Origin of the sequence: Marinobacter persicus, assembly GCF_900114155.1 — a bacterium.
GTDB classification, from domain to species: Bacteria; Pseudomonadota; Gammaproteobacteria; order Pseudomonadales; family Oleiphilaceae; genus Marinobacter; species Marinobacter persicus.
Window position 1 is genome coordinate 135,374 of sequence record NZ_FOSC01000004.1, and the last position, 19,903, is coordinate 155,276.

At 55.9% G+C, this 19,903-nt stretch carries 18 protein-coding genes, 1 tRNA gene and 1 riboswitch; of the genes, 12 read left to right on the top strand and 7 right to left on the bottom strand.

Translation table 11 applies throughout. The features are described 5' to 3' along the window. The first annotated feature begins 106 nt into the window (after positions 1–106). The gene (locus BMZ63_RS05650; RefSeq protein ID WP_280522338.1) at positions 107–1,231 is read left to right on the top strand and encodes an S-(hydroxymethyl)glutathione dehydrogenase/class III alcohol dehydrogenase; all 1,125 of its coding nucleotides are present in this window, start codon (positions 107–109) and stop codon (positions 1,229–1,231) included. An 8-nt stretch (positions 1,232–1,239) separates the two neighbouring features. After that, positions 1,240–2,091, top strand: coding sequence for an S-formylglutathione hydrolase (gene fghA, locus BMZ63_RS05655; protein ID WP_091702849.1), 852 nt, complete (start codon positions 1,240–1,242; stop codon positions 2,089–2,091). 35 nt (positions 2,092–2,126) lie between these two features. Here the strand turns inward: fghA and BMZ63_RS05660 are convergent, their stop codons facing one another. The 3 genes from BMZ63_RS05660 to BMZ63_RS05670 all read right to left on the bottom strand — a co-directional run bounded on the left by BMZ63_RS05660 (position 2,127) and on the right by BMZ63_RS05670 (position 5,732). Further along, positions 2,127–3,491: an SLC5/6 family protein gene (locus tag BMZ63_RS05660; RefSeq protein WP_091702851.1), complete on the bottom strand. Its 1,365-nt coding sequence runs from the start codon at positions 3,489–3,491 to the stop codon at positions 2,127–2,129. Further along, a riboswitch (TPP riboswitch) is annotated at positions 3,482–3,589 on the bottom strand. Its footprint overlaps the gene before it by 10 nt. A gap of 269 nt (positions 3,590–3,858) precedes the next feature. Continuing rightward, positions 3,859–4,974: a GGDEF domain-containing protein gene (locus BMZ63_RS05665; RefSeq protein WP_091702853.1), complete on the bottom strand. Its 1,116-nt coding sequence runs from the start codon at positions 4,972–4,974 to the stop codon at positions 3,859–3,861. Positions 4,975–5,093: 119 nt separating this feature from the next. Next, positions 5,094–5,732: a hypothetical protein gene (locus BMZ63_RS05670; protein ID WP_091702856.1), complete on the bottom strand. Its 639-nt coding sequence runs from the start codon at positions 5,730–5,732 to the stop codon at positions 5,094–5,096. A 321-nt stretch (positions 5,733–6,053) separates the two neighbouring features. Between BMZ63_RS05670 and BMZ63_RS05675 the strand changes: the two genes are divergently transcribed. The 5 genes from BMZ63_RS05675 to BMZ63_RS05695 all read left to right on the top strand — a co-directional run bounded on the left by BMZ63_RS05675 (position 6,054) and on the right by BMZ63_RS05695 (position 14,852). Then, entirely contained in the window at positions 6,054–6,260 is a 207-nt protein-coding gene (locus BMZ63_RS05675; protein ID WP_091702859.1) for a helix-turn-helix domain-containing protein, read from the top strand. A 59-nt stretch (positions 6,261–6,319) separates the two neighbouring features. Beyond that, the gene (locus BMZ63_RS05680; protein WP_091702861.1) at positions 6,320–8,719 is read left to right on the top strand and encodes a type I restriction-modification system subunit M; all 2,400 of its coding nucleotides are present in this window, start codon (positions 6,320–6,322) and stop codon (positions 8,717–8,719) included. Continuing rightward, on the top strand, positions 8,712–10,013 hold the full coding sequence (locus BMZ63_RS05685) for a restriction endonuclease subunit S (protein ID WP_143072197.1): 1,302 nt from the start codon (positions 8,712–8,714) through the stop codon (positions 10,011–10,013). The genes BMZ63_RS05680 and BMZ63_RS05685 overlap by 8 nt, the downstream gene beginning before the upstream one ends. Then, on the top strand, positions 10,010–11,653 hold the full coding sequence (locus tag BMZ63_RS05690) for an RNA-binding domain-containing protein (protein ID WP_091702866.1): 1,644 nt from the start codon (positions 10,010–10,012) through the stop codon (positions 11,651–11,653). The genes BMZ63_RS05685 and BMZ63_RS05690 overlap by 4 nt, the downstream gene beginning before the upstream one ends. 178 nt (positions 11,654–11,831) lie before the next feature. After that, positions 11,832–14,852, top strand: coding sequence for a type I restriction endonuclease subunit R (locus BMZ63_RS05695; protein WP_091702868.1), 3,021 nt, complete (start codon positions 11,832–11,834; stop codon positions 14,850–14,852). A 177-nt stretch (positions 14,853–15,029) separates the two neighbouring features. Here the strand turns inward: BMZ63_RS05695 and BMZ63_RS05700 are convergent. Together BMZ63_RS05700 and BMZ63_RS05705 are read right to left on the bottom strand one after the other, a co-directional pair. Continuing rightward, positions 15,030–15,106 (bottom strand) — tRNA-Arg (locus BMZ63_RS05700). Between the two features lie 86 nt (positions 15,107–15,192). After that, positions 15,193–15,741: a YaeQ family protein gene (locus BMZ63_RS05705; protein WP_091702870.1), complete on the bottom strand. Its 549-nt coding sequence runs from the start codon at positions 15,739–15,741 to the stop codon at positions 15,193–15,195. Between the two features lie 69 nt (positions 15,742–15,810). Between BMZ63_RS05705 and BMZ63_RS05710 the strand changes: the two genes are divergently transcribed. From BMZ63_RS05710 to bfr, 4 genes are all read left to right on the top strand, one after another. Then, positions 15,811–16,176 (top strand): CidA/LrgA family protein, encoded by a 366-nt coding sequence (locus tag BMZ63_RS05710; protein ID WP_091702874.1) that lies wholly within the window; start codon positions 15,811–15,813, stop codon positions 16,174–16,176. Further along, positions 16,169–16,897: an LrgB family protein gene (locus tag BMZ63_RS05715; protein ID WP_091702877.1), complete on the top strand. Its 729-nt coding sequence runs from the start codon at positions 16,169–16,171 to the stop codon at positions 16,895–16,897. Before BMZ63_RS05710 ends, BMZ63_RS05715 begins: the two co-directional genes overlap by 8 nt. 90 nt (positions 16,898–16,987) lie before the next feature. Further along, complete coding sequence (locus BMZ63_RS05720; RefSeq protein WP_091702879.1) at positions 16,988–17,194, top strand: bacterioferritin-associated ferredoxin; 207 nt, start codon at positions 16,988–16,990, stop codon at positions 17,192–17,194. Positions 17,195–17,316: 122 nt separating this feature from the next. Next, a complete protein-coding gene (gene bfr / locus BMZ63_RS05725; protein ID WP_091702882.1) occupies positions 17,317–17,790 on the top strand; it encodes a bacterioferritin in 474 nt (157 codons plus the stop codon). 147 nt (positions 17,791–17,937) lie between these two features. Here bfr and BMZ63_RS05730 read toward each other — a convergent pair whose 3' ends face one another. Beyond that, the gene (locus BMZ63_RS05730; RefSeq protein ID WP_091702883.1) at positions 17,938–18,975 is read right to left on the bottom strand and encodes a phospholipase A; all 1,038 of its coding nucleotides are present in this window, start codon (positions 18,973–18,975) and stop codon (positions 17,938–17,940) included. Positions 18,976–18,983: 8 nt separating this feature from the next. Then, positions 18,984–19,313, bottom strand: a complete 330-nt coding sequence (locus BMZ63_RS05735) for a hypothetical protein (protein ID WP_091702886.1) — start codon at positions 19,311–19,313, stop codon at positions 18,984–18,986. Positions 19,314–19,483: 170 nt separating this feature from the next. Between BMZ63_RS05735 and BMZ63_RS05740 the strand changes: the two genes are divergently transcribed. Further along, positions 19,484–19,903 (top strand): c-type cytochrome, encoded by a 420-nt coding sequence (locus BMZ63_RS05740; RefSeq protein ID WP_091702888.1) that lies wholly within the window; start codon positions 19,484–19,486, stop codon positions 19,901–19,903.

The window sequence follows — 19,903 nt, forward strand, 5'->3', positions numbered from 1 at the left end:
ATACGTTAATTGTTGCTGTGTGGCAACAATGCTTTGCCACCTGTGCAGCGATGAGTGGCGTGGGGTGGTATACACTGGGAGCATTGTTCATCCAACCGTTCTGGAGATGCCTGTTATGAAATCACGCGCTGCTGTTGCCTGGGGACCAGGCGAGCCACTGAGTATTGAAGAAATCGACGTCCAGGGCCCGAAGGCCGGTGAAGTGCTGGTGCGCATTGTCGCCACCGGGGTTTGCCATACCGATGCCTACACCCTCTCCGGCGCCGATCCGGAAGGCATTTTCCCGTCGGTTCTGGGCCATGAAGGCGCTGGCGTGGTGGAAGAAGTGGGCGAGGGTGTGACCTCCCTGAAGCCGGGCGACCATGTGATCCCGCTGTACACCGCCGAGTGTGGTAAATGTAAATTCTGTCTGTCCGGCAAGACCAACCTGTGCGGTGCGGTGCGCGCGACCCAGGGCCAGGGCCTGATGCCGGACGGCACCAGCCGGTTCTCCCTGAATGGCAAGACCATTCACCACTACATGGGCACCTCCACCTTCTCCGAGTACACCGTGCTGCCGGAAATCTCCCTGGCGAAAATCCAGGTGGACGCGCCGCTGGAGAAAGTGTGCCTGCTGGGCTGTGGCATCACCACCGGCATTGGCGCCGTGCGCAACACCGCCAAAGTGGAGCCGGGTTCCACCGTGGCCGTGTTCGGTCTGGGCGGCATCGGCCTGTCGGTGATCCAGGGCGCGCGCATGGTGGGTGCCAGCCGGATCATTGCCATCGACATCAACGAAGACAAGTTCGAGATGGCCCGCCAGTTCGGCGCCACCGACTGCGTAAACCCGAAGGATTTCTCCGACCCGATCCAGCAGGTGATCGTGGACATGACCGATGGCGGCGTGGATTACTCGTTCGAGTGCATCGGCAACGTGCAGGTGATGCGCTCGGCCCTGGAGTGCTGCCACAAGGGCTGGGGTGAATCCATCATCATTGGCGTGGCCGGTGCCGGCGAGGAAATCTCCACCCGTCCGTTCCAACTGGTGACTGGTCGGGTCTGGAAAGGCTCCGCCTTCGGCGGCGTGAAGGGCCGTTCCGAGCTGCCGGGTTACGTGGAGGATTACATGAACGGCAAGATCGAGATCGATCCGTTCGTCACCCACACCATGGGTCTTGAAGACATCAACAAGGCCTTCGACCTGATGCACGAAGGCAAGAGCATCCGGTCGGTCATCCTGTTCGATCAGTGAGGTAGCACATGAGCAACACCACTCCGGAGCTGGTGGCCAGCAACAAGTGTTTTGGCGGCTGGCTCAAGCGTTACAAGCACACCTCGAAGGCAACCGGCACGGAGATGGTGTTCGCCATCTACCTGCCGCCGCAGGCCGAGACTCAGAAGGTGCCGGTGCTCTACTGGCTCTCCGGGCTGACCTGCACCGATGAAAATTTCATGCAGAAGGCCGGCGCCCAGCGCGTGGCGGCGGAACTGGGTATTGCCCTGGTGGCGCCGGACACCAGTCCGCGCGGCACCGACCTGCCCGGCGAGCACGAGAGTTACGATTTCGGCTCCGGTGCCGGCTTCTACGTGAACGCCACCCGTGAGCCCTGGTCGGCCCACTACAACATGTACGATTACGTGACCGAGGAACTGCCGGCACTGATCGAACAGCACTTTCCGGTCACCGAAAAGCGCGCCATCAGCGGCCACTCCATGGGTGGCCACGGGGCGTTGATCTGTGCCCTGAAGAATCCCGGGCGCTATGCGTCGGTCTCGGCCTTCGCGCCGATCACCAACCCGGTGAATTGCCCCTGGGGCGAGAAAGCCTTCAGTGGTTATCTGGGGGACGACCGGGAGAGCTGGAAAGCCTGGGATGCCTGCGAACTGGTGGCCACGGCCAAAGAAAAACTGCCGTTGCTGGTGGACCAGGGCGAGGCGGACAACTTCCTCGAAGAGCAGCTGAAACCCGAGGCGCTGAAAGCGGCGTGCGAAGCGGCCGGCCACCCGCTGGAGCTGCGTCTGCAGCCCGGGTATGACCACAGTTACTTCTTTATTGCCAGCTTTATCGAAGACCACCTGAGGCATCACGGGAAAGCCCTGGGAGCCCTTTAGCTGGACATGTGATACTTGGTTTTCCGGGGGGCTGGCTACTTACTCCGTGTTAGCGTCACCAGCAAGGTAACCCCGCCCGAGGCCAGAAGGGCTCCAGCAAAGGGTGCCAAGGTTGGTGCCCCGCCCGGGAAGCTGGCAATGTGCAGTGCTTCGAGCAAACTGCCCGTTATTAACCAGTTGGGCGCAATGGCGCCCGCCAGGCCTGCCAGTGCCCCTGCAAAAGCGGCAGCAGGAGTAACTCTTGGCCAGAGGCCCATCAAAACCGGCACAATAGCGGTGGCGCAAAGCAGGTCGGCAATCAGGAACAGTCGCAAGACCGAAGCGCCCTGCAAGGCAATGATAACCACCGGAATCATCAGGGCGACGGTAACCCACCGCGCGCCCGGTAGTGTCAGGCCTTTTTTCTCGGCAACCGTCAGCGATGCGATACCGTTTTGCAGCGTGTCGACCGAAGAAGCCACCAGCGTGACTGCCAGCACCAGCGCTACTGCGCCCAGCCATTGCGGAGCTGAACTGAGTAGTGCGAAGAAGGGAATGGGAGGCTGGCCTAGATCGAGCCCCGCCATGGCAGCACTCATACCGAGACCGCCGACGATAGCGACGACGATCACGGTGGTGCCGCCGCCCAGCAGGGCACCCTTCCACAAAGAGGCGCTGTCTCTGGCAGCCCATACCCTTTGCCAGTATCCCTGGTGAAAAAGATTGGCGGCAGTCACTGCCAGTACCAGCGTTAGGGCAACACTGACCGCGCTCCAGAATGGAATGCCGGGCATGGTGGCGCTCTGCTCGATGGTGGGTAGGTGCTTCCAGTCCACCAGCAGCACTGCCGCCAGTAAGCCCATCAGGAGCAGGGCTTGCCAGCGATCCGTGGTCAGGCTGGCACGTAGGCCGCCCCAGGTGGTGTATGTCAGCGTGGTGAGGGCGACGCCAATAATCACCCACTGACCGCCAAGATCGGACAGCAGGTTGGTAATGGAGCCGATGGCCGTGAGCTCGGCCGCCAGGAAACACAACATATACAACACGGAGATCAGTGAAACCCACCGGCGCATGCCCCGGCCGAAGCGTTGTTCGGTGAACTCGCTGATGCTGCGCCCCTTTGGCATCTGCCTGCGGATCATCGGGCCCAGCCAGGCAAGAACAATGAATGGGAGTGCGGCGCCCACAGCGTACCCGGCCAGGGCGACTGGGCCTACAAACGCACCCACTTCAGGCGGGGCAAACAGAATCCACGCCCCCATCCCGGAAGCCAGAAAGGAAAGACCAATGGTGGTGGCGCCCTGGCTGTTGCGGGCAGTCATGTAGTCATCAAGGCCCTCGGCAGTTTTGCGGGCGCGCAGGCCCAGCCAGCCAAACAGGCACAGTGCCGCGATGATTGCGGCCAGGTGGGTCATCATCATGTCGCACTTCCTCCGCCGGCATGAACCGGATCAGGTGTCAGGGTCTGTTCACAACACTCTCAGCCCCGCGCAATGCCGGGACTCCCCTGTCGACTGGGTTAACTTGTCTGGGTGTTATTGGCGCTGGCTTGGCCAACGCGTAGGGCATGGTAAAGCGACGCTGAGCTGTCGGCAACTGCGAACAATCATCGAACATTGCCGAGCATGGAAATCGTGTAATTGGGAGCGCGTGACAAGTTGGCGGCGGTTGCGGGTTATGGGCCGAAGGCAATTATGCTCAATTGCTGTGACCCTGAGATCCTGACCGCTGCCATGCCAGAACTGGCCGGCAGGCACCTGACTTCGAACCTTGAGAAAGAACTCGAGCTTATTCGGTTCTCTCAGATTTAGGCGCCACCACGTAACGGTCCCGCCCACCGTCTTTGGCAGCATAGAGTGCTTCATCGGCCCGCTGCAGCAGCCGGGTACGATCTTCATCCTTGTCGTGCAGCACCGCGATGCCGATGCTGGTGCTGAAGCTGACTTCCTCTCCGGTGGGCACTTTCACCCGGGTGTTATGGCAGCCCTGGCGGACGGCATCCGCCACCTGTACGGCATCCGCTTCGTTCATCCCGGGCAGGACCATCAGGAATTCCTCACCGCCGAAACGCCCGGCCAGGTCCACCTTGCGTTTGGCATTGTCCTTGAGAATCCGGGCAAATTGTTTGAGCACCAGATCACCGGCGGCATGGCCATGGTTGTCGTTGAAGCTTTTGAATTTGTCCAGATCGAACAGCAGCACAGACAGCGGCTGGTTGAGTTCGCGCGCATCCTTGATATCGCCATCCAGCTGATCCATCACCTGCCGGCGGTTGGCCAGCCCGGTCAGAGGGTCGCGGGTGGCCTGGCGGTAAAGCACCAGCAGCATGCTCAGCTGGTTCACGGATGCCCAGCCGGCAATGCAGCCAAGTACGGCCAGCAGCCAAAGGTCATTCAGGCCGGCTACCACACCGAACTTGCCGGTCCACAGCTGAGTGACCAGCTCCACAAGGATAACGAACACGGCAAAGCCGGTGACCTCCAGGATGGTCAGCGGAAAAATGGCCAGCATGGTGATGATCATGAATGGAAAAAAGGCGTAGCCGGCCAGCACTTCTGATTCAAGACCGTGGCCAATCAGGATGAAATTGCTCCAGGTCTGGAAGATGGTCAGCACCAATACCAGCAGCAATAGCCGGATCAGCGAGATTTCCAGGCGATAGGGATGGCTGAACCAGATGCCCAGTGCCAGGCAGGATAGGCTGGCAAGGATGCGGCCATAGGCGATGGTGCTGCTTACGTCTTCCGGCAATAGAAGCCAGTCCACCAGAATCCAGGCAGTTTGCAGAATGGCCAGAATCCAGGCAATGGTGCGTACCCGCGAGAACAGGCCGTAACTTCGGGTGTGATTGAAATAGCGCGAGTGCTTGCCCGCGCTGAACAGGTCATTCATGAATTCAGGCATGCCCTGCCTCAAACGGTGTCTGACATGGGACGCCCGGAGCCATCCCGATTATGAGCGATGAAAACACCGTTTTTACAGTAGTTGAAGCGGCCAGACCATGATCAGGGACAACATTGTGGTTAGCGGCTTTGGTCTGAGGTCTCCGATTCGCTGCGGCCTTTGCGCTCAGGGCGCAGCTCATCTTCAACCCAGCGGCGAACTTGATGCCGGTCTTTGCGCTTGACGAGTTGTTCGCTGTAGATGTTACGGGGAAGAATCACGGGCCCGCCCTCGTGGCGCAGAGTGAAACGCCGCCTCACGCCCACTGGGTATTTACTCGGTCCATGAATGACTGCTGCGCGGATTTCCACGTCAACGATGTCTTCGAACAGGTAGTTTGGATCAGCCTCCTCGCTTCGTCGACCTAGGATGATGTTCCTGAAAGAGCCAAGTACCAGATACCCGCCGGATTGAAGCGGTCCCTGGCGTAACACCTGATGCACATTGGAGTCATCTGCCTGAATACGCCGGTATTCGGTGACCGTCATGATCTTTTCCTCACCAGCTCGGGTAAACAGGACTACCTGCACACACTGTACATGCACTGTTTCCTTGCCCATATTGACCAACAGGCAAAGAGCGTCCGGGTTTTCATTCTGGGCGTGATGAATAACCAGATAAGGGCGGTTATTGCGCTGGTACTGCAGGAAAAACAGCTGGAAATAGACAATCCAGACAAGAGCCATGACGGCGCTGCTAACGGTGGCGATGTAGTCCATAGGCTACATGCTAGCGAAGTAAGGGAAGGAATGATATTTCGGTGCTAGCCTCAACACCGAACATTACTAGTAAACAGTTGGATTAAAGACTGGGGGGCAGGTCAGATAGTTCTGGTGTCGTACTTGATGCGCTGGGCGAGTTCTTCGGTAGTCAGATACTCTTGTGACATAACATTTTTCCTCTGCTATGGTTTGTCGCTGGAGAACAGGGTGCTGTTTTAGTGCCTCATAATGTTCTTCTGTAGATCATTATGCACTCATTAAGACCTTTTGCAAGTCTTTGTGATCTCCTGTGGGTTATTTTGTTCTTTGGTGGGCCAAATGATTAAGTGCCATCTATCCAAATTGATGGGTGAAAAAAAACTCAAAATCGTTGATGTGGCGAGAGAAACAGGGGTGAACCGGGGGACGATTACCCGGCTTTACCATGAGACTGCCAGTCGCGTGGAGTTGGAAACGATTGATGCGCTGTGCCGCTATCTCGATTGTGAGGTGGGGGAATTGTTTGAATTTATGGATGATCACTGATAACAGCAGTGAGCGGATGGTACAGAGAAGGTTAAGCAGAGAATTATGAGGGTTTATTAGTGAATCAAGCAGTCCACAACAAACTGGTGTCCTTTATCTGGTCCATCGCCGATGACTGCCTGCGCGATGTCTACGTGCGGGGTAAATACCGTGACGTGATCCTGCCCATGGTGGTGCTGCGCCGCCTGGATGCCTTGCTGGAATCCACCAAGGACGCAGTGACGGAGGAGGTCAGTTTTCAGCAAAACGAAATGAAGCTGACGGAGCTGGATGAAAGCGCCCTGAAAGCGGCATCCGGCTACGTGTTCTACAACACCAGTAAGTGGACCCTCACCAAGCTCTTCAAAACCGCCACCAACAACCAGCAAATCCTCCTGGCGAATGTGGAAGAGTATCTGGACGGCTACAGCAGCAACGTCAAGGAAATCATCAGCAAGTTCAACCTGAAATCCCAGGTACGCCACATGGCCAGCAAGGACGTGTTGCTGGACGTGCTGGAAAAGTTCACTTCGCCCCACATCAACCTCACGCCCCATGAAAAGGAAGATCCGGACGGCAACCGCCTGCCCGCCCTGACCAACCTGGGCATGGGCTATGTCTTTGAAGAACTGATCCGCAAGTTCAACGAGGAAAACAACGAAGAGGCCGGGGAGCACTTCACCCCCAGGGAAGTGATCGAGCTGATGACCCACCTGGTGTTTGATCCGGTCAGGGACAGCCTGCCGCCAGTGATGACCATCTACGACCCGGCCTGTGGCAGTGGCGGTATGCTCACCGAATCCCAGAACTTTATTGATGAGAAGTACCCGAGTGCGGATACCCGGCGGGATATCCACCTATACGGCAAGGAAATCAACGACGAAACCTACGCCATCTGCAAGTCGGACATGATGATCAAGGGCAACAACCCGGCCAACATCCGTCCGGGTTCCACGCTGTCCAATGATGAGTTTGCCGGCACCCGCTTCGATTTCATGCTCTCCAACCCGCCCTACGGGAAAAGCTGGAGCAGTGAGCAGAAGTTCATCAAGGATGGCGGCGATGTGCTGGACCCGCGCTTCAGGGTCAGCTTGAAAGATTACTGGGGAAATCAGGAAACGGTGGACGCGACACCGCGCTCCAGCGATGGCCAGCTCCTGTTCCTGATGGAAATGATCAGCAAGATGAAGGCGCCGGGTGATGGCGCTGTCGGCTCCCGCATTGCCTCTGTCCATAATGGCTCCAGCCTGTTCACTGGCGATGCCGGCAGCGGCGAGAGCAATATCCGCCGCCACATCCTCGAAAACGACCTGCTTGATGCCATCATCCAGCTGCCCAACAACCTGTTCTACAACACCGGAATCACCACCTACATCTGGCTGTTGTCCAACAACAAACCGGAACACCGCCGGGGCAAAGTGCAGCTCATTGATGCCAACTTGCTGTACCGGAAGCTGCGCAAGAACCTGGGTAACAAGAACTGCGAGTTCTCACCGGAACACATCGCCGAAATCACCGACACCTACCTGAGCCTGGGCAGTATCGACCGCCCGGCCGGTGGTGACGGCATCGCCGCCAAAGTGTTCGACAACCGGGATTTTGGCTACCACAAAGTCACCATCGAACGTCCGGACCGTCGCATGGCGCAATTCAGCCGGGAACGCATTGAAACCCTGCGCTTCGACAAATCCCTGCGCGCCCCCATGGATTGGATGTACCAACAGTGGGGCGATGCCATTTACCAGCCCGGCACGCTGAAGGCCCAGGAAAAGGACATTCTCAAATGGTGTGAGGAACAGGAAATTAATCTGAACACCAAGCAACGCAAAAAGCTGCTAAGCCCGGACACCTGGAAAAAGCACGCCACCCTGTTGAAGGTTGCCAACTATCTGATGGAAACCATCGGCACCGACACCCACCAGGACTACAACCGGTTCAAGGCAGTGGTGGACCAGGAGCTGAAAACCCTGGCCAGGGAATCCGGCATCAAACCCGGCGCCAGCGACAAGAACCAGATCCTCAATGCCGTCAGCTGGTATGACGAGCGTGCGGAAAAGGTCATCCGCAAAACCGAAAAGCTCTCCGGTGACAAACTGGACAGCCTGCTGAATCGTCTGGGCTGCCAGCCGGACGAGTTGCCCGATTTCGGTTATTACCCCACCGGAAAGCCCGGCGAATACATCACCTACGAGCCCTGTACTGATTTGCGGGACAGCGAGAGCATTCCGCTGGCGGACGATATCCATCGCTTCTTCCTGGCCGAGGTAAAACCCCACGTCGCCGAAGCCTGGATCAACCTGGATTCCGTGAAAATCGGCTACGAAATCAGCTTTAACAAATACTTCTATAAGCACCAGCCGCTGCGGAGCATGGAGGAAGTGGCGAGCGATATTGTGGCGCTGGAGCGTGAGACTGAGGGACTAATTGCGGAGATTTTGGGAGTCCGAGTTAAAGATGTTTCGGGAGTAGGCAGTGACTGAAAATATCAGCCATTATCCATTACATTGGACCTCTAAACCTCTTGGCGTGATATCGAGTCTAAGGTCTGAGACTGGGTACCCTAAGGAAGAACTCTTGTCCGTGTATCTGGACCGCGGTGTTGTGCTGTTCTCGGATGTCGATGAAAAGAGGACGAATGCCACCAGTAGCGATCTCTCTGGATACCAATTAGTTGAAGTTGGTGATTTTGTTTTAAATAACCAACAGGCTTGGAGAGGTTCGGTCGGAGTGTCGTTCTATCGGGGAATCGTAAGCCCCGCTTATCTAGTTCTTCGACTATCCGATGAGCTGCATCCAAATTTTGCTAACTACATGTTCAGAAATCGCGATATGGTTGGCCATTTTGTGATCTGTTCGAAAGGCGTTGGTACTATTCAAAGAAACCTTTATTGGCCGCAAGTTAAACGAATGCCGGTAGTTTATCCTGACTTGCCCGAACAGAAAGCGATTTCTAACTTACTTGACCAAAAAACCACCCAAATCGACAAAACCATCCGCGTCAAGGAACAACAAATAACTCTTCTCAAGGAGCGCAAACAAATCCTGATTCAGAATGCCGTCACCCGTGGACTGAACCCAGAAACGCCTATGCGGGATTCGAAATTCGAGTGGATTGGTGAAATTCCGGCGCATTGGGACGTTATGGCAAACCGTGCGTTGTTCGCCGAGCGTGTCGAACCCGGCAGAGAAGGCCTGCCGTTACTGTCGGTCTCAATACACTCCGGTGTTTCGGAGGAAGAAGTCTCGGAAGAGGAGAATGTCCGGGGCAGAGTGAAAATAGCGGATAAAACCAAGTACAACCTCGTTCGCCCCGGTGATATCGCATTCAACATGATGAGGGCCTGGCAAGGCGCTATAGGGGAGGTGCGAACTGAAGGGATGATTAGCCCGGCCTACACTATCGCAATGCCCTCACAGAAGATCGTGCCGAAGTTTTTTGAGTATCAATACCGGACTCCCATTTTCATCCAACAGATGGATCGGAACTCAAAAGGAATTACCGATTTCCGGAAGCGGCTCTATTGGGACGGGTTTAAGCAGCTGATTACCTTGGTTCCACCTATTGAAGAGCAGGGAGCCATTGTCGAATACATTGACAGAGAAGTAGCTAAGCAGGATCGAGCCGTGTCTCTACTCGACCAACAAATCACCAAGCTGAAAGAATACAAGGCCACCATGATCAACAGCGCTGTCACCGGCAAAATCAAGGTGCCGGGTGTGGTGGAGCCTGTCCAAGGAATGAACGAGCCGGAGGCCAGGGAGGTGTGCCAGTGACAGCGGAACGTAAGCTTCAGGATCTTTTGGAAACGGATGGCGAAAACGAGATTGTCGAGTTCAAAGAAGCCAAAACCAACTTTGACCTCAGCAAGCTAGGCAAATACTTCTCCGCGTTGAGCAATGAAGCCAATCTCAAGGGGAAGCCCTCGGCCTGGCTGGTTTTCGGGGTAGATAACGGGCAGAAAGTCGTCGGCACCCGGTTTCGCGAAAGAGGTCGGGAACTTCAGTCACTCAAAAAAGAAATTGCGGACAGGGTAACGCCTCGTCAGACCTTTGTAGACATTCATGTCGTTGCTCATCCACAGGGGCGTGTGTTGCTCTTTGAAATACCGGCAGCGCCCCAGGGTATTCCGGTGGCATGGGCCGGGCACTTTTACGGTCGTGATCATGAGTCGTTGGTGGCTCTATCGCTGGAGGAGCTGGAGCGGATCCGCAACCAGAACAGGACGACTGACTGGAGTGCGGGCATCTGCGCTGATGCGACATTGGCGGATCTGGATGCCGATGCTATTGCTCTTGCCCGGGATGAGTATGCCAAGAAACATCCCAGGTTCGCCGCCCAATTGGATGATTGGGATGATGAGACCTTCCTGAATAAAGCCAAGATTACGATCAAGGGAAGAATTACCAGGGCTGCCATTCTGCTGCTAGGGAAGTCCGAATCTTCCCATTTTGTCAATCCTGCCACGCCAACCATAACCTGGATACTGAAAGACCGGGACGGTATTGAGAAGGACTACGAGCACTTTTCCTGCCCGCTACTTATAAACGCGGATCAGGTCTACAGGAAAATCCGAAACCTCAAATATCGCTACATGGCTGAGGGGAGTCTGTTCCCGGAAGAGGTGGATCAGTATGACCCGTTCGTTATTCGAGAGCCGCTCAACAACGCCATTGCCCATCAGGATTATGAGTTGGGTGGAAAAGTCTCGGTGATCGAGTTCGAGGATGGGCGGCTGTGTTTCAGTAACTCTGGCACCTTCATTCCCGGGTCCGTTGAAGAAGTGATTCGTTCCGATGCACCGGAAAACCGGTACCGGAACCGCTTCCTTGCCGAGGCCATGGTGAACCTCAATATGATTGACACCATTGGCAGCGGCATTCGGAAAATGTTTGTAACCCAAAAAAATCGATTCTTCCCGCTTCCGGAATATCAGTTGGATCGTGGCATGGTAAAAGTCACCATAACCGGCCGTGTTCTGGATATGAGCTACGCCAGGAAACTGGCAGAGCTGCCGAACTTGTCTTTGGATGACATTATTCTGCTGGACCGTGTCCAGAAGAAGAAGCCTCTAACAGCCGCACAGGTGCGCCACCTGAAACAACAGGGATTAGTGGAAGGGCGAAAGCCGAATCTGCATATTTCCGCGCGAGTGGCCAGGCAAAGCGGCAACAAAGCCGAGTATATCCGTAATCGTGGGTTCGATGATCAGCACTACAAAGGGCTGATTTGCGAATACATTGAAAAGTTTGGTGAAGCCCGCAGAGCAGACATTGATCGTCTGCTTTTAGACAAACTGCCCGATGTTCTAGACGAACGCCAGAAGGCTAATAAGGTTAGGAATCTCCTTCAAGCCCTTAAAAATCAAGGTGATATAGTGGTTGATGGCAAGGTCTGGAAAATGTCTAAACAGTGATTCCTAAACATTTTCTAAACATTTTTAGACATTTGGGGCGGTCCGTTTCTTTTGTTTCTCATTTGATTTTGCGGGCTTTTATTGCCAAGTGGGAAGCGTAAAATCCCATAAAAACGTAAGGATAGCTCTAGCGCTCCATTTGACTGGATGAGGGCGGTAGCGAGTAGCGGGGAAAAGCATGGTCAGCCAAACCAACGAACAGGCACTGGAAGCCAGCATCGAAAAGCACCTGACGGGCACCTGCCTGGAAGAGCAGCGAGGTATCCGTGAGCAGGTGCCGTTCAGCCGCCATCATGGTTATCGGCTTGGTCAGGCCAGCGATTTCAATGCCCGCTACGCGGTGGATACCCGGTTTCTCTGGCAGTTTCTGGAAACCACCCAGGCCGAAGAGCTTGCCCGCCTGAAAGATCGTTACGACAACTGGCAAACCCGGATTCTGGACCGTTTTGACAAGCTGGCAAAAAAGTACGGCTCACTGCATCTGCTCAAGCGCGGGCTGGATATTGAGGATGTGCATCTTCATCTGATGTATCCCGCGCCTCTGGCCAGCAGTTCCGACCGGGTGAGGCAGAATTTCGAGGAGAACATCTTCAGCAGCACCCGGCAGGTGCGCTACTCCATGACCAATACCCTGGAAGAGATCGACATGGTGCTCTTCCTCAATGGCCTGCCTTTCGCCACCCTGGAGCTGAAGAACCCCTGGACGGGCCAGACCGCCCGCTATCACGGCCAGAAACAGTACCGGCTGGACCGGGACACCTCCCAGACTCTGCTGCAGTTTGGCCGTTGCCTGGTGCACATGACGGTCGACACCGACGAAGTCTACATGACCACCAAGCTGGCAGGGCAAAGCACCTTCTTTCTGCCATTCAATAAAGGGCACAATTACGGCGCGGGCAACCCGCCAAACCCGGATGGACACAAAACCGCTTACCTGTGGGAAGACGTGTTCAGTCGAGGCAGCATTGCCAACATCATCCAGCACTTTGTGAGGCTGGACGGCACCAGCAAACTGGCCCTGAACAAGCGGACGCTGTTCTTTCCCCGGTACCACCAGTTGGATGTGGTTCGTAAGCTTGTAGCTCATACCGGAGAGTATGGGGTCGGCCAAAGTTACCTGGTTCAGCATTCGGCGGGCTCCGGTAAATCCAATTCCATTACCTGGGCGGCATACCAGTTGATTGAGACTTATCCGGCGACAACGGATGTGCCCGGCGCGCGGGGGATTGAGGTGCCTCTGTTTGATTCGGTCATCGTGGTGACGGACAGGCGTTTGCTGGATAAACAGCTTCGGGAGAATATCCGGGAGTTTTCGGAGGTAAAGAATATTATTGCTCCGGCTTTCAAATCGGCCGATTTGAAGCAGTCTCTGGAGCAGGGCAAGAAAATTATCATCACCACCATCCAGAAGTTTCCGTTCATTATTGATGGCATAGATGACATGAGCGAGAAACGCTTCGCCGTCATTATCGACGAAGCGCACGGATCCCAGGATGGCACCGCCCATGGCAAGATGAACCAGGCCATGGGCCAGGCTGCGGACGGGGAGGAAGAGCCCGATTCCCAGGAAAAAGTCCTCAAGGCCATGCAGGCCCGAAAGAGGCGTGACAATGCTTCGTATTTTGCGTTCACCGCCACCCCGAAAAACAGCACGCTGGAGAAGTTTGGCGAGCCTCAGCCGGATGGCAGTTTCCGGCCCTTCCATCTGTATTCCATGAAGCAGGCCATTGAGGAAGGCTTCATTCTGGACGTGCTTGCCAACTACACCACTTACCGCAGCTATTACGAAATCCAGAAATCGATCGAGGACAACCCGGTCTTTGATACCGTCAAGGCGCAGAAGAAGCTTCGGGCCTATGTGGAGCGGCATCCGCAGACCATCGCGGCCAAGGCCGAAATCATGCTGGACCACTTCATTCCGCAAGTGGTCAATACTCGGCGCCTGAAAGGCAAAGCGAAGGGCATGGTGATCACTCAGAATATTGAGGCCGCTATTCACTATTACCGGGCCATTTCTCGCGTGTTGGCGGCCCGGGGCAACCCGTTCAAGGTGCTGATTGCTTTTTCCGGTACCAAGGAAGTGGGCGGTATTGAGTACACCGAAGCCGAGATGAATGGCTTTGCAGAATCGGACACCCGCGGGAAATTCGATTCCGATGAGTACCGGCTGTTGGTGGTGGCCAACAAGTACCTGACCGGTTTTGATCAGCCCAAACTCTGCACGATGTACGTCGACAAGAAGCTGCAGGGCGTGCTGGCGGTGCAGGCGCTGTCCCGCTTGAACCGCTCCGCGCCCAAGTTAGGCAAGAAAACCGAGGACCTGTTCATCCTCGATTTCTTCAATTCCGTGGACGACATCAAGACCGCTTTTGACCCGTTTTACACGGCGACCAGCCTCTCGCAGGCAACAGACGTAAACGTGCTCCATGAGCTGAAAGACAACCTGGAAGAGGTGGGCGTCTTTGACTGGCCGGAAGTGGAAGACTTTATTGCTCTGTATTTTGACAACGCCGATGCGCAGAAGCTGAGCCCCATCATCGATGCAGCTGCAGACCGGTTCGACAGCGAGCTGGGCCTGGAGGAAGAGGAAAAAGCCGATTTCAAGATCAAAGCCAAGCAGTTTGTGAAGATCTACGGGCAGATGGCTTCGATCATGCCTTTCGAGGTGTTGGCCTGGGAGAAGCTGTTCTGGTTCCTGAAATTTCTCATCCCGAAACTAAAAATCAAAGGCAAAGGTGCTGACGAGATCGATGCCTTGCTGGAATCGGTTGATCTCTCATCCTACGGGCTTGAGCGGGTAAAACTGAACCACGGTATTGGCCTTGATGAAGCGGATACAGAACTGACGCCGACGAACCCCAATCCAAGGGGTGCCTACGACGGTGAGGACGACAGGGACCCGCTGGACGAAATCATTCAGAGCTTCAACGAGCGGTGGTTTCAAGGCTGGGAAGCGACGCCCGAAGAACAGCGGGTGAAGTTTCTGAGCATCATGAAAAACATTCAGGAGCACCCGGACTTTGAAACCAAGTACCGGAATAACCAGGATGCGGACAATCGCAGTCTCGCGTTCGATAAAATCTTTGAGGAAGTGATGCTTGAGCGGCGCAGGCAGGATTTGGAGTTGTACCGCCTGATTGCAAGTGATCCGGCTTTTAAGTCTTCGATGCAGCAGAGTTTGCGGAATTTGATCGGATGAAATAATCAATGTTGATTATTTCTGTGTCCAACAAGTGGGAGGTTGCTGGTTTCTGGGCAAAGGTCAGGATTTTCGGTCTGCAAAAAAAGCCCTGAAAGTTTGAGACACATCGTGGTTACAATTCGGTCACAGCCATAAAAAAAGGACCTGCACTCTCGCGCAAGTCCTTGATATATATGGCCCGCCCGATAGGATTCGAACCTATGACCTTCGCCTCCGGAGGGCGACGCTCTATCCAGCTGAGCTACGGGCGGGTGAAACAGAACGCCGGTGGCGTCAATTTCGAGTGCGCAATGTTACGTTGGCCGGGGGCGTCTGTCCAGCCCTTCGCCACGTTGATTCAGTCTTTGGCGGGCAGTTTCTGTACCGGGGTCAGGGAGGTAACCGCTTCGCCATCGGTGACGGTGACTTCGCCATCCTGAATGTTGATCTGTAGCTCCATCGAGCGTTGTGCCATCTGCGCCAGTTCGGCGGTTTGTTCAGCGGGCAGGTCGATGATCCGGAGGTTGCCAAATCGGGCGAGCTTGTTATGGTGTTTCTCCCACCAAACGGGGACGGCGCGGCCACCATAGGTGTAGAGAATGACCTGCCTGGACCGGTTACAGGCTTTGCGCAGCCGGTCTTCATCGGGCAGGCCCAGTTCCACCCACAGCTCGATGTCGTTGGTCAGGGTTCTGGCCCAGAGTTCGGGTTCGTCGTCGGTGCTCAGGCCTTTGGTAAACTCCAGAGCGTCGCTGGCGTTGAGAGCGAAAGCCAGCAGCCGAATCATCATGCGTTCATCGGTTTCAGACGGATGGCGGGCGATCGTCACGGACTGGTCGGCGTAGTACTGCCGGTCCATATCGGCGATATGCAGGGTGGCTTTGAATATCGTGGCTTTCAGGGCCATGGAACGTCCTGTTAACAGTGGCGGTAAAGTAGGGATTGTAATGCATTTGGCAGAGGACGGGGCTTAACGATGGGCTGGTTATGGGGTTTTTTCATTCTGGTGCTGTTTTTTTTGCTGGGCGAGGCCATCCGTGTGGTGGCTGGTCTGCCTGTCAGTGGCGGTGTGATTGGTATGGTGCTGGTGACGCTGAAGCTGATGATCCGGGGGGATATTACCGACAGCCTGGCGTCGGCCAGTCAGGGGCTTATTTCCGTGCTGGTGCTGCTGATCACGCCCGGAGTGGTGGGTGTGTTCTTCATTGCCGACCAGTTTGCCGGTGAGTGGTGGATCCTGGCCGTGGCGCTGGTGGTGGGCACCTTTCTCAGTGTGGCAACCACCCTTTGGTTGATGAATACAGTGGCCGGGGCAGAAAAAGAAGGAGCCGGGCATGACTGAACGCAGTGATTGGCTCTCCCCCGTGATGGAGGTCTGGTTGTCTGGCCCCATGTTGTCGATTGGCCTGACCCTGGCCGCCTTTATTGCCGCCCAGTGGCTGTTTGCCAAACTTCGGCGTCCGTTGTGGATGCCGCCGGTGCTGATCGCAGCGGTGATCCTGGCGGTCATTGTGTGGGGTTCAGGTATTGGTTTTCACCAGTACGAGCAGGGTGCCCGCTGGCTGACCGTGTTGCTGGGGCCCGCGACGGTGGCGTTGGGTGTGCCTCTTTATCAGCAGATGCACCACATCCGAGCCTTGTGGCGCCCGATTCTGTTCACCTTGCCGATCGCGGCCACATTGGCCGCCGGCTACGCGCTGGGCATTGCCTGGCTGATGGGGGCCTCGCCGCTGGTGATGGCGTCGCTGGCGCCCAAATCGGTCACCGCTCCGATTGCCATGGGCATCGCCAACCAGTTGGGTGGTTCTGTTTCCCTGACCCTGGGCGGGCTTTTGGTGACCGGTGTTCTGGCATCCCTGTTTGTGGAGTGGCTGACCCGATGGCTGAACATTACCGATGAACGCATCATCGGCTTTACCCTGGGGCTTAACGGCCACGCGATTGCTACCGCCCGGGCCTTTGAAATCAGCCCGTTGGCGGGTGCGTTCTCGTCACTGGGCATGGGGTTGACCGGGGTGTTCACGGCACTGTTTCTGCCGCTGGCGTTCATGCTGGTCTCCTGACCTGAAAAAATATCCCTCAGGGGGTTGCAAAGCGTCGTGTAAATGACAATACTTATCACTAACGTTTATGTTGTTGGTGAGTATAGTCTTATGTACGTGTGCCTCTGTCAGGGTGTAACCGATCGGGAAATCCGCGAAGCGGCGGATAACGGCATCAGCTCCATGCGCCAGTTGGGCAAGGAACTGGGTGTGGGTCGCCAGTGTGGTCGTTGTGCCTGCAGCGCCCGGGAAATTCTGCGTGAGGCCCGTCGTCCGGATTATCTGGCCCTGGCGAATATGTTGGCGCAGCCGGCATAACCACCAGTAACGTCACTTCCCCTCTCATTAACAATTGCGTCTGCTTTACAGCGGCGATTTTTTATCGCCGAAAAACCGTCTATCCTTGTCTACCAACTCCTCAGTAAATAAGGAAAACGGTTATGAAAGGCGACAAGAAAGTAATCCAGTACCTCAATAAGGCCCTCGCGAACGAACTGACCGCGATCAACCAGTACTTCCTGCATTCACGCATGTACAAGGACTGGGGCATCACCAAGCTGGCGGACAAGGAATACGAGGAATCCATCGATGAGATGAAGCATGCGGACATGCTCATCGAGCGCATCCTGTTCCTCGAAGGTCTACCCAACCTGCAGGATCTGAACAAGCTGCTGATCGGTGAAAATGTGGAAGAGATGCTTCAGTGCGACCTGAAACTGGAAATCGACGGCCACGCCGATTACAAGGAAGCGGTTGCCTACTGCGATGAAATCGGTGATTACACTAGCCGTGAGCTGTTCCGCAGCATCCTGTCCAGCGAAGAAGAGCACATCGACTGGCTGGAAACCCAGCTGGAAATGATCTCCCAGATGGGTATTCAGAACTACATTCAGCTGCAGTCGTCAGCAGAATAAGGGGTTAATAGCTGTAAGCCTGTTTGGTGGTGGGGCTTTCTGAAACACGCTCCTTGCGGCACATCCCTGTGTCGCTTGAGCTCCGCCATCCATGGCTCCGCACAGTTTCAGAAAGCCCCGCCACCAAACAGGCCCGGCACCCAAGCCTCAAAGCCAGTCGTTAATCATGATCCCCAGCCCCACCCGCTCGATGCGGTGGTTGTAGTCAATCAGACTCTCCCCGTAACCGTTGTAATACTGCACAAACCCCTTGACCGTATCCCCCAGCGGAAAGCTGTAACCAAACTCCACGGACGTGTGGTTGTCTTCCGAACGCAGGTTGTTCATCAGCTTCAGAGAAAGGGTCTGATCTTCCGACAGTTTATAAACCGCGTGATAGCTGGCGTGCCCCAGGTACTTTTCGATATCGGCATTATCGTCATTGCCTTCCTTTTCCGGAATGCGGTACCAGGGTTTGACCATGAACAGCCAGCGGTTGTAGCTGTAGGCCAGGCTGCCCATGATCCGGTTCCAGCTACGCGAGCGGGGCTCTGACTGACCGTTGGATTGATGGTTGAAGCCGAGTGTCACGCCATTGAGGGTGCCGGGGCCGAGCTGCCAGTCCAGTTTATGGCGAAAAAAGATCTCCGGTTCGTAATTGGTCTCACGGAAAGGAGCCGACTCATTCTGGTTGTACACCTGCCAGAAGGATTTCTGGGTATAGCCGAACCAGAGCGTGGTGTCGTCATCAAACAGGCCGGTTAGCAGCGGCAATTTGAAACTGATCTGGTACTTGGCCTCTTCGTTTTCCAGGAAGTAGTCGTAGCCTGCCTGCCCCAGGCGTGGGCCGGTCGGGTCCGGGTTGGGATCGTTGACCCAGCTCACCGGCAGAATGTAATTGGGGCGGTGGGTAACAAAGCTATTGGTAAAGGAAAAAATCGCCCGCTCGGCGGCCAGGGTGTTGTCAATCAGCTTGTCTGCGCTGTTGGCGTCGGGCCTGGCGTCTTCCTGCTCAACCGGAGTTGGGTCGCCGTTGCCGCCGCTGGCCAGGGTGTCGTAGCAGGTCAGGCGTTCGTTGTTATCCTCCAGTTGGGCGCAGCGCTCCAGCCCGCGGGTAATGTCGTCCGCTGTGGCCGCCTGCAGAGGGCCCGAGGCAAGTAGCGTGGTGGCCAGGGTGGCGTGGGTGATTCGCAGGGCAGGTTTCATGGGGTTCCTCAGGCAGCGTTCAGGCTGACCCAGGTGTTGCCAACGGCGTACAGCCACACGCCGAGCAGGGTCAGGGTCAGGAGGGCGAACACGATGCGGTGCCGGGTCAGGCGTTCGGCGTTGGCGGCTGCCACCCAGCGCAGGTACATCAGACCGATGAAGCTCAGAAACAGGGCCAGGCTGGCCAGGGCGGGAATCAGGAGCCAGCCGGCGGAGAGCGGTTCGCCGCTGTTTTGCCGGTTGCCAAACCAGGCCATGGAGGCCAGCAAAATGGCCAGGCTGGAGAATTCAATAATCAACAATCGCTTGCGCATAAGGTTCCCACTGTCCGGTTTCATCTGGCCATGGTAACCGGAAAACCGACTATCCTGCCCGTGGGCTACAAAATTGTCATTAATCTGGTTGAAATCAATTTCTGTTCGGGGCTTTGGTTTTTTTGCGCGGGTTCAGCCGCTATAATGCGGCGTCTCAAAGATTATAACGCTCAAATGCGAGGTGCATTGTGAAGATGAAGAGAGTCCTGGCTGTTGTTCTGCTTGGTTTTGGCCTGGCTGCCGGCACTGCGCTGGCAAGTGTCGAAGATGAAATTCGTGAGCGCATCAAGCCGGTGGGCGAGGTTTGCCTGCAGGGTGAAGAGTGTGGTGCCGAGTCTGCGGCGCCAGCAGAAAGCGCCAGTTCCGGCGGTGCACGCTCCGGCAGCGAAGTGTATAACGCAGCCTGCGCGGCCTGTCATGCCTCTGGCGCCGCTGGTGCGCCGATCATGGGCGATGCAGGCGCCTGGGCACCTCGCATTGAAAAGGGCATGGAAACCCTGACCGACCATGCCATCAATGGCTTTAACGCCATGCCGGCTCGTGGTGCCTGCTCAGATTGCTCCGATGATGAAATCGTCGCGGCTATCGAGTACATGGTCGACGAAAGCCAGTAA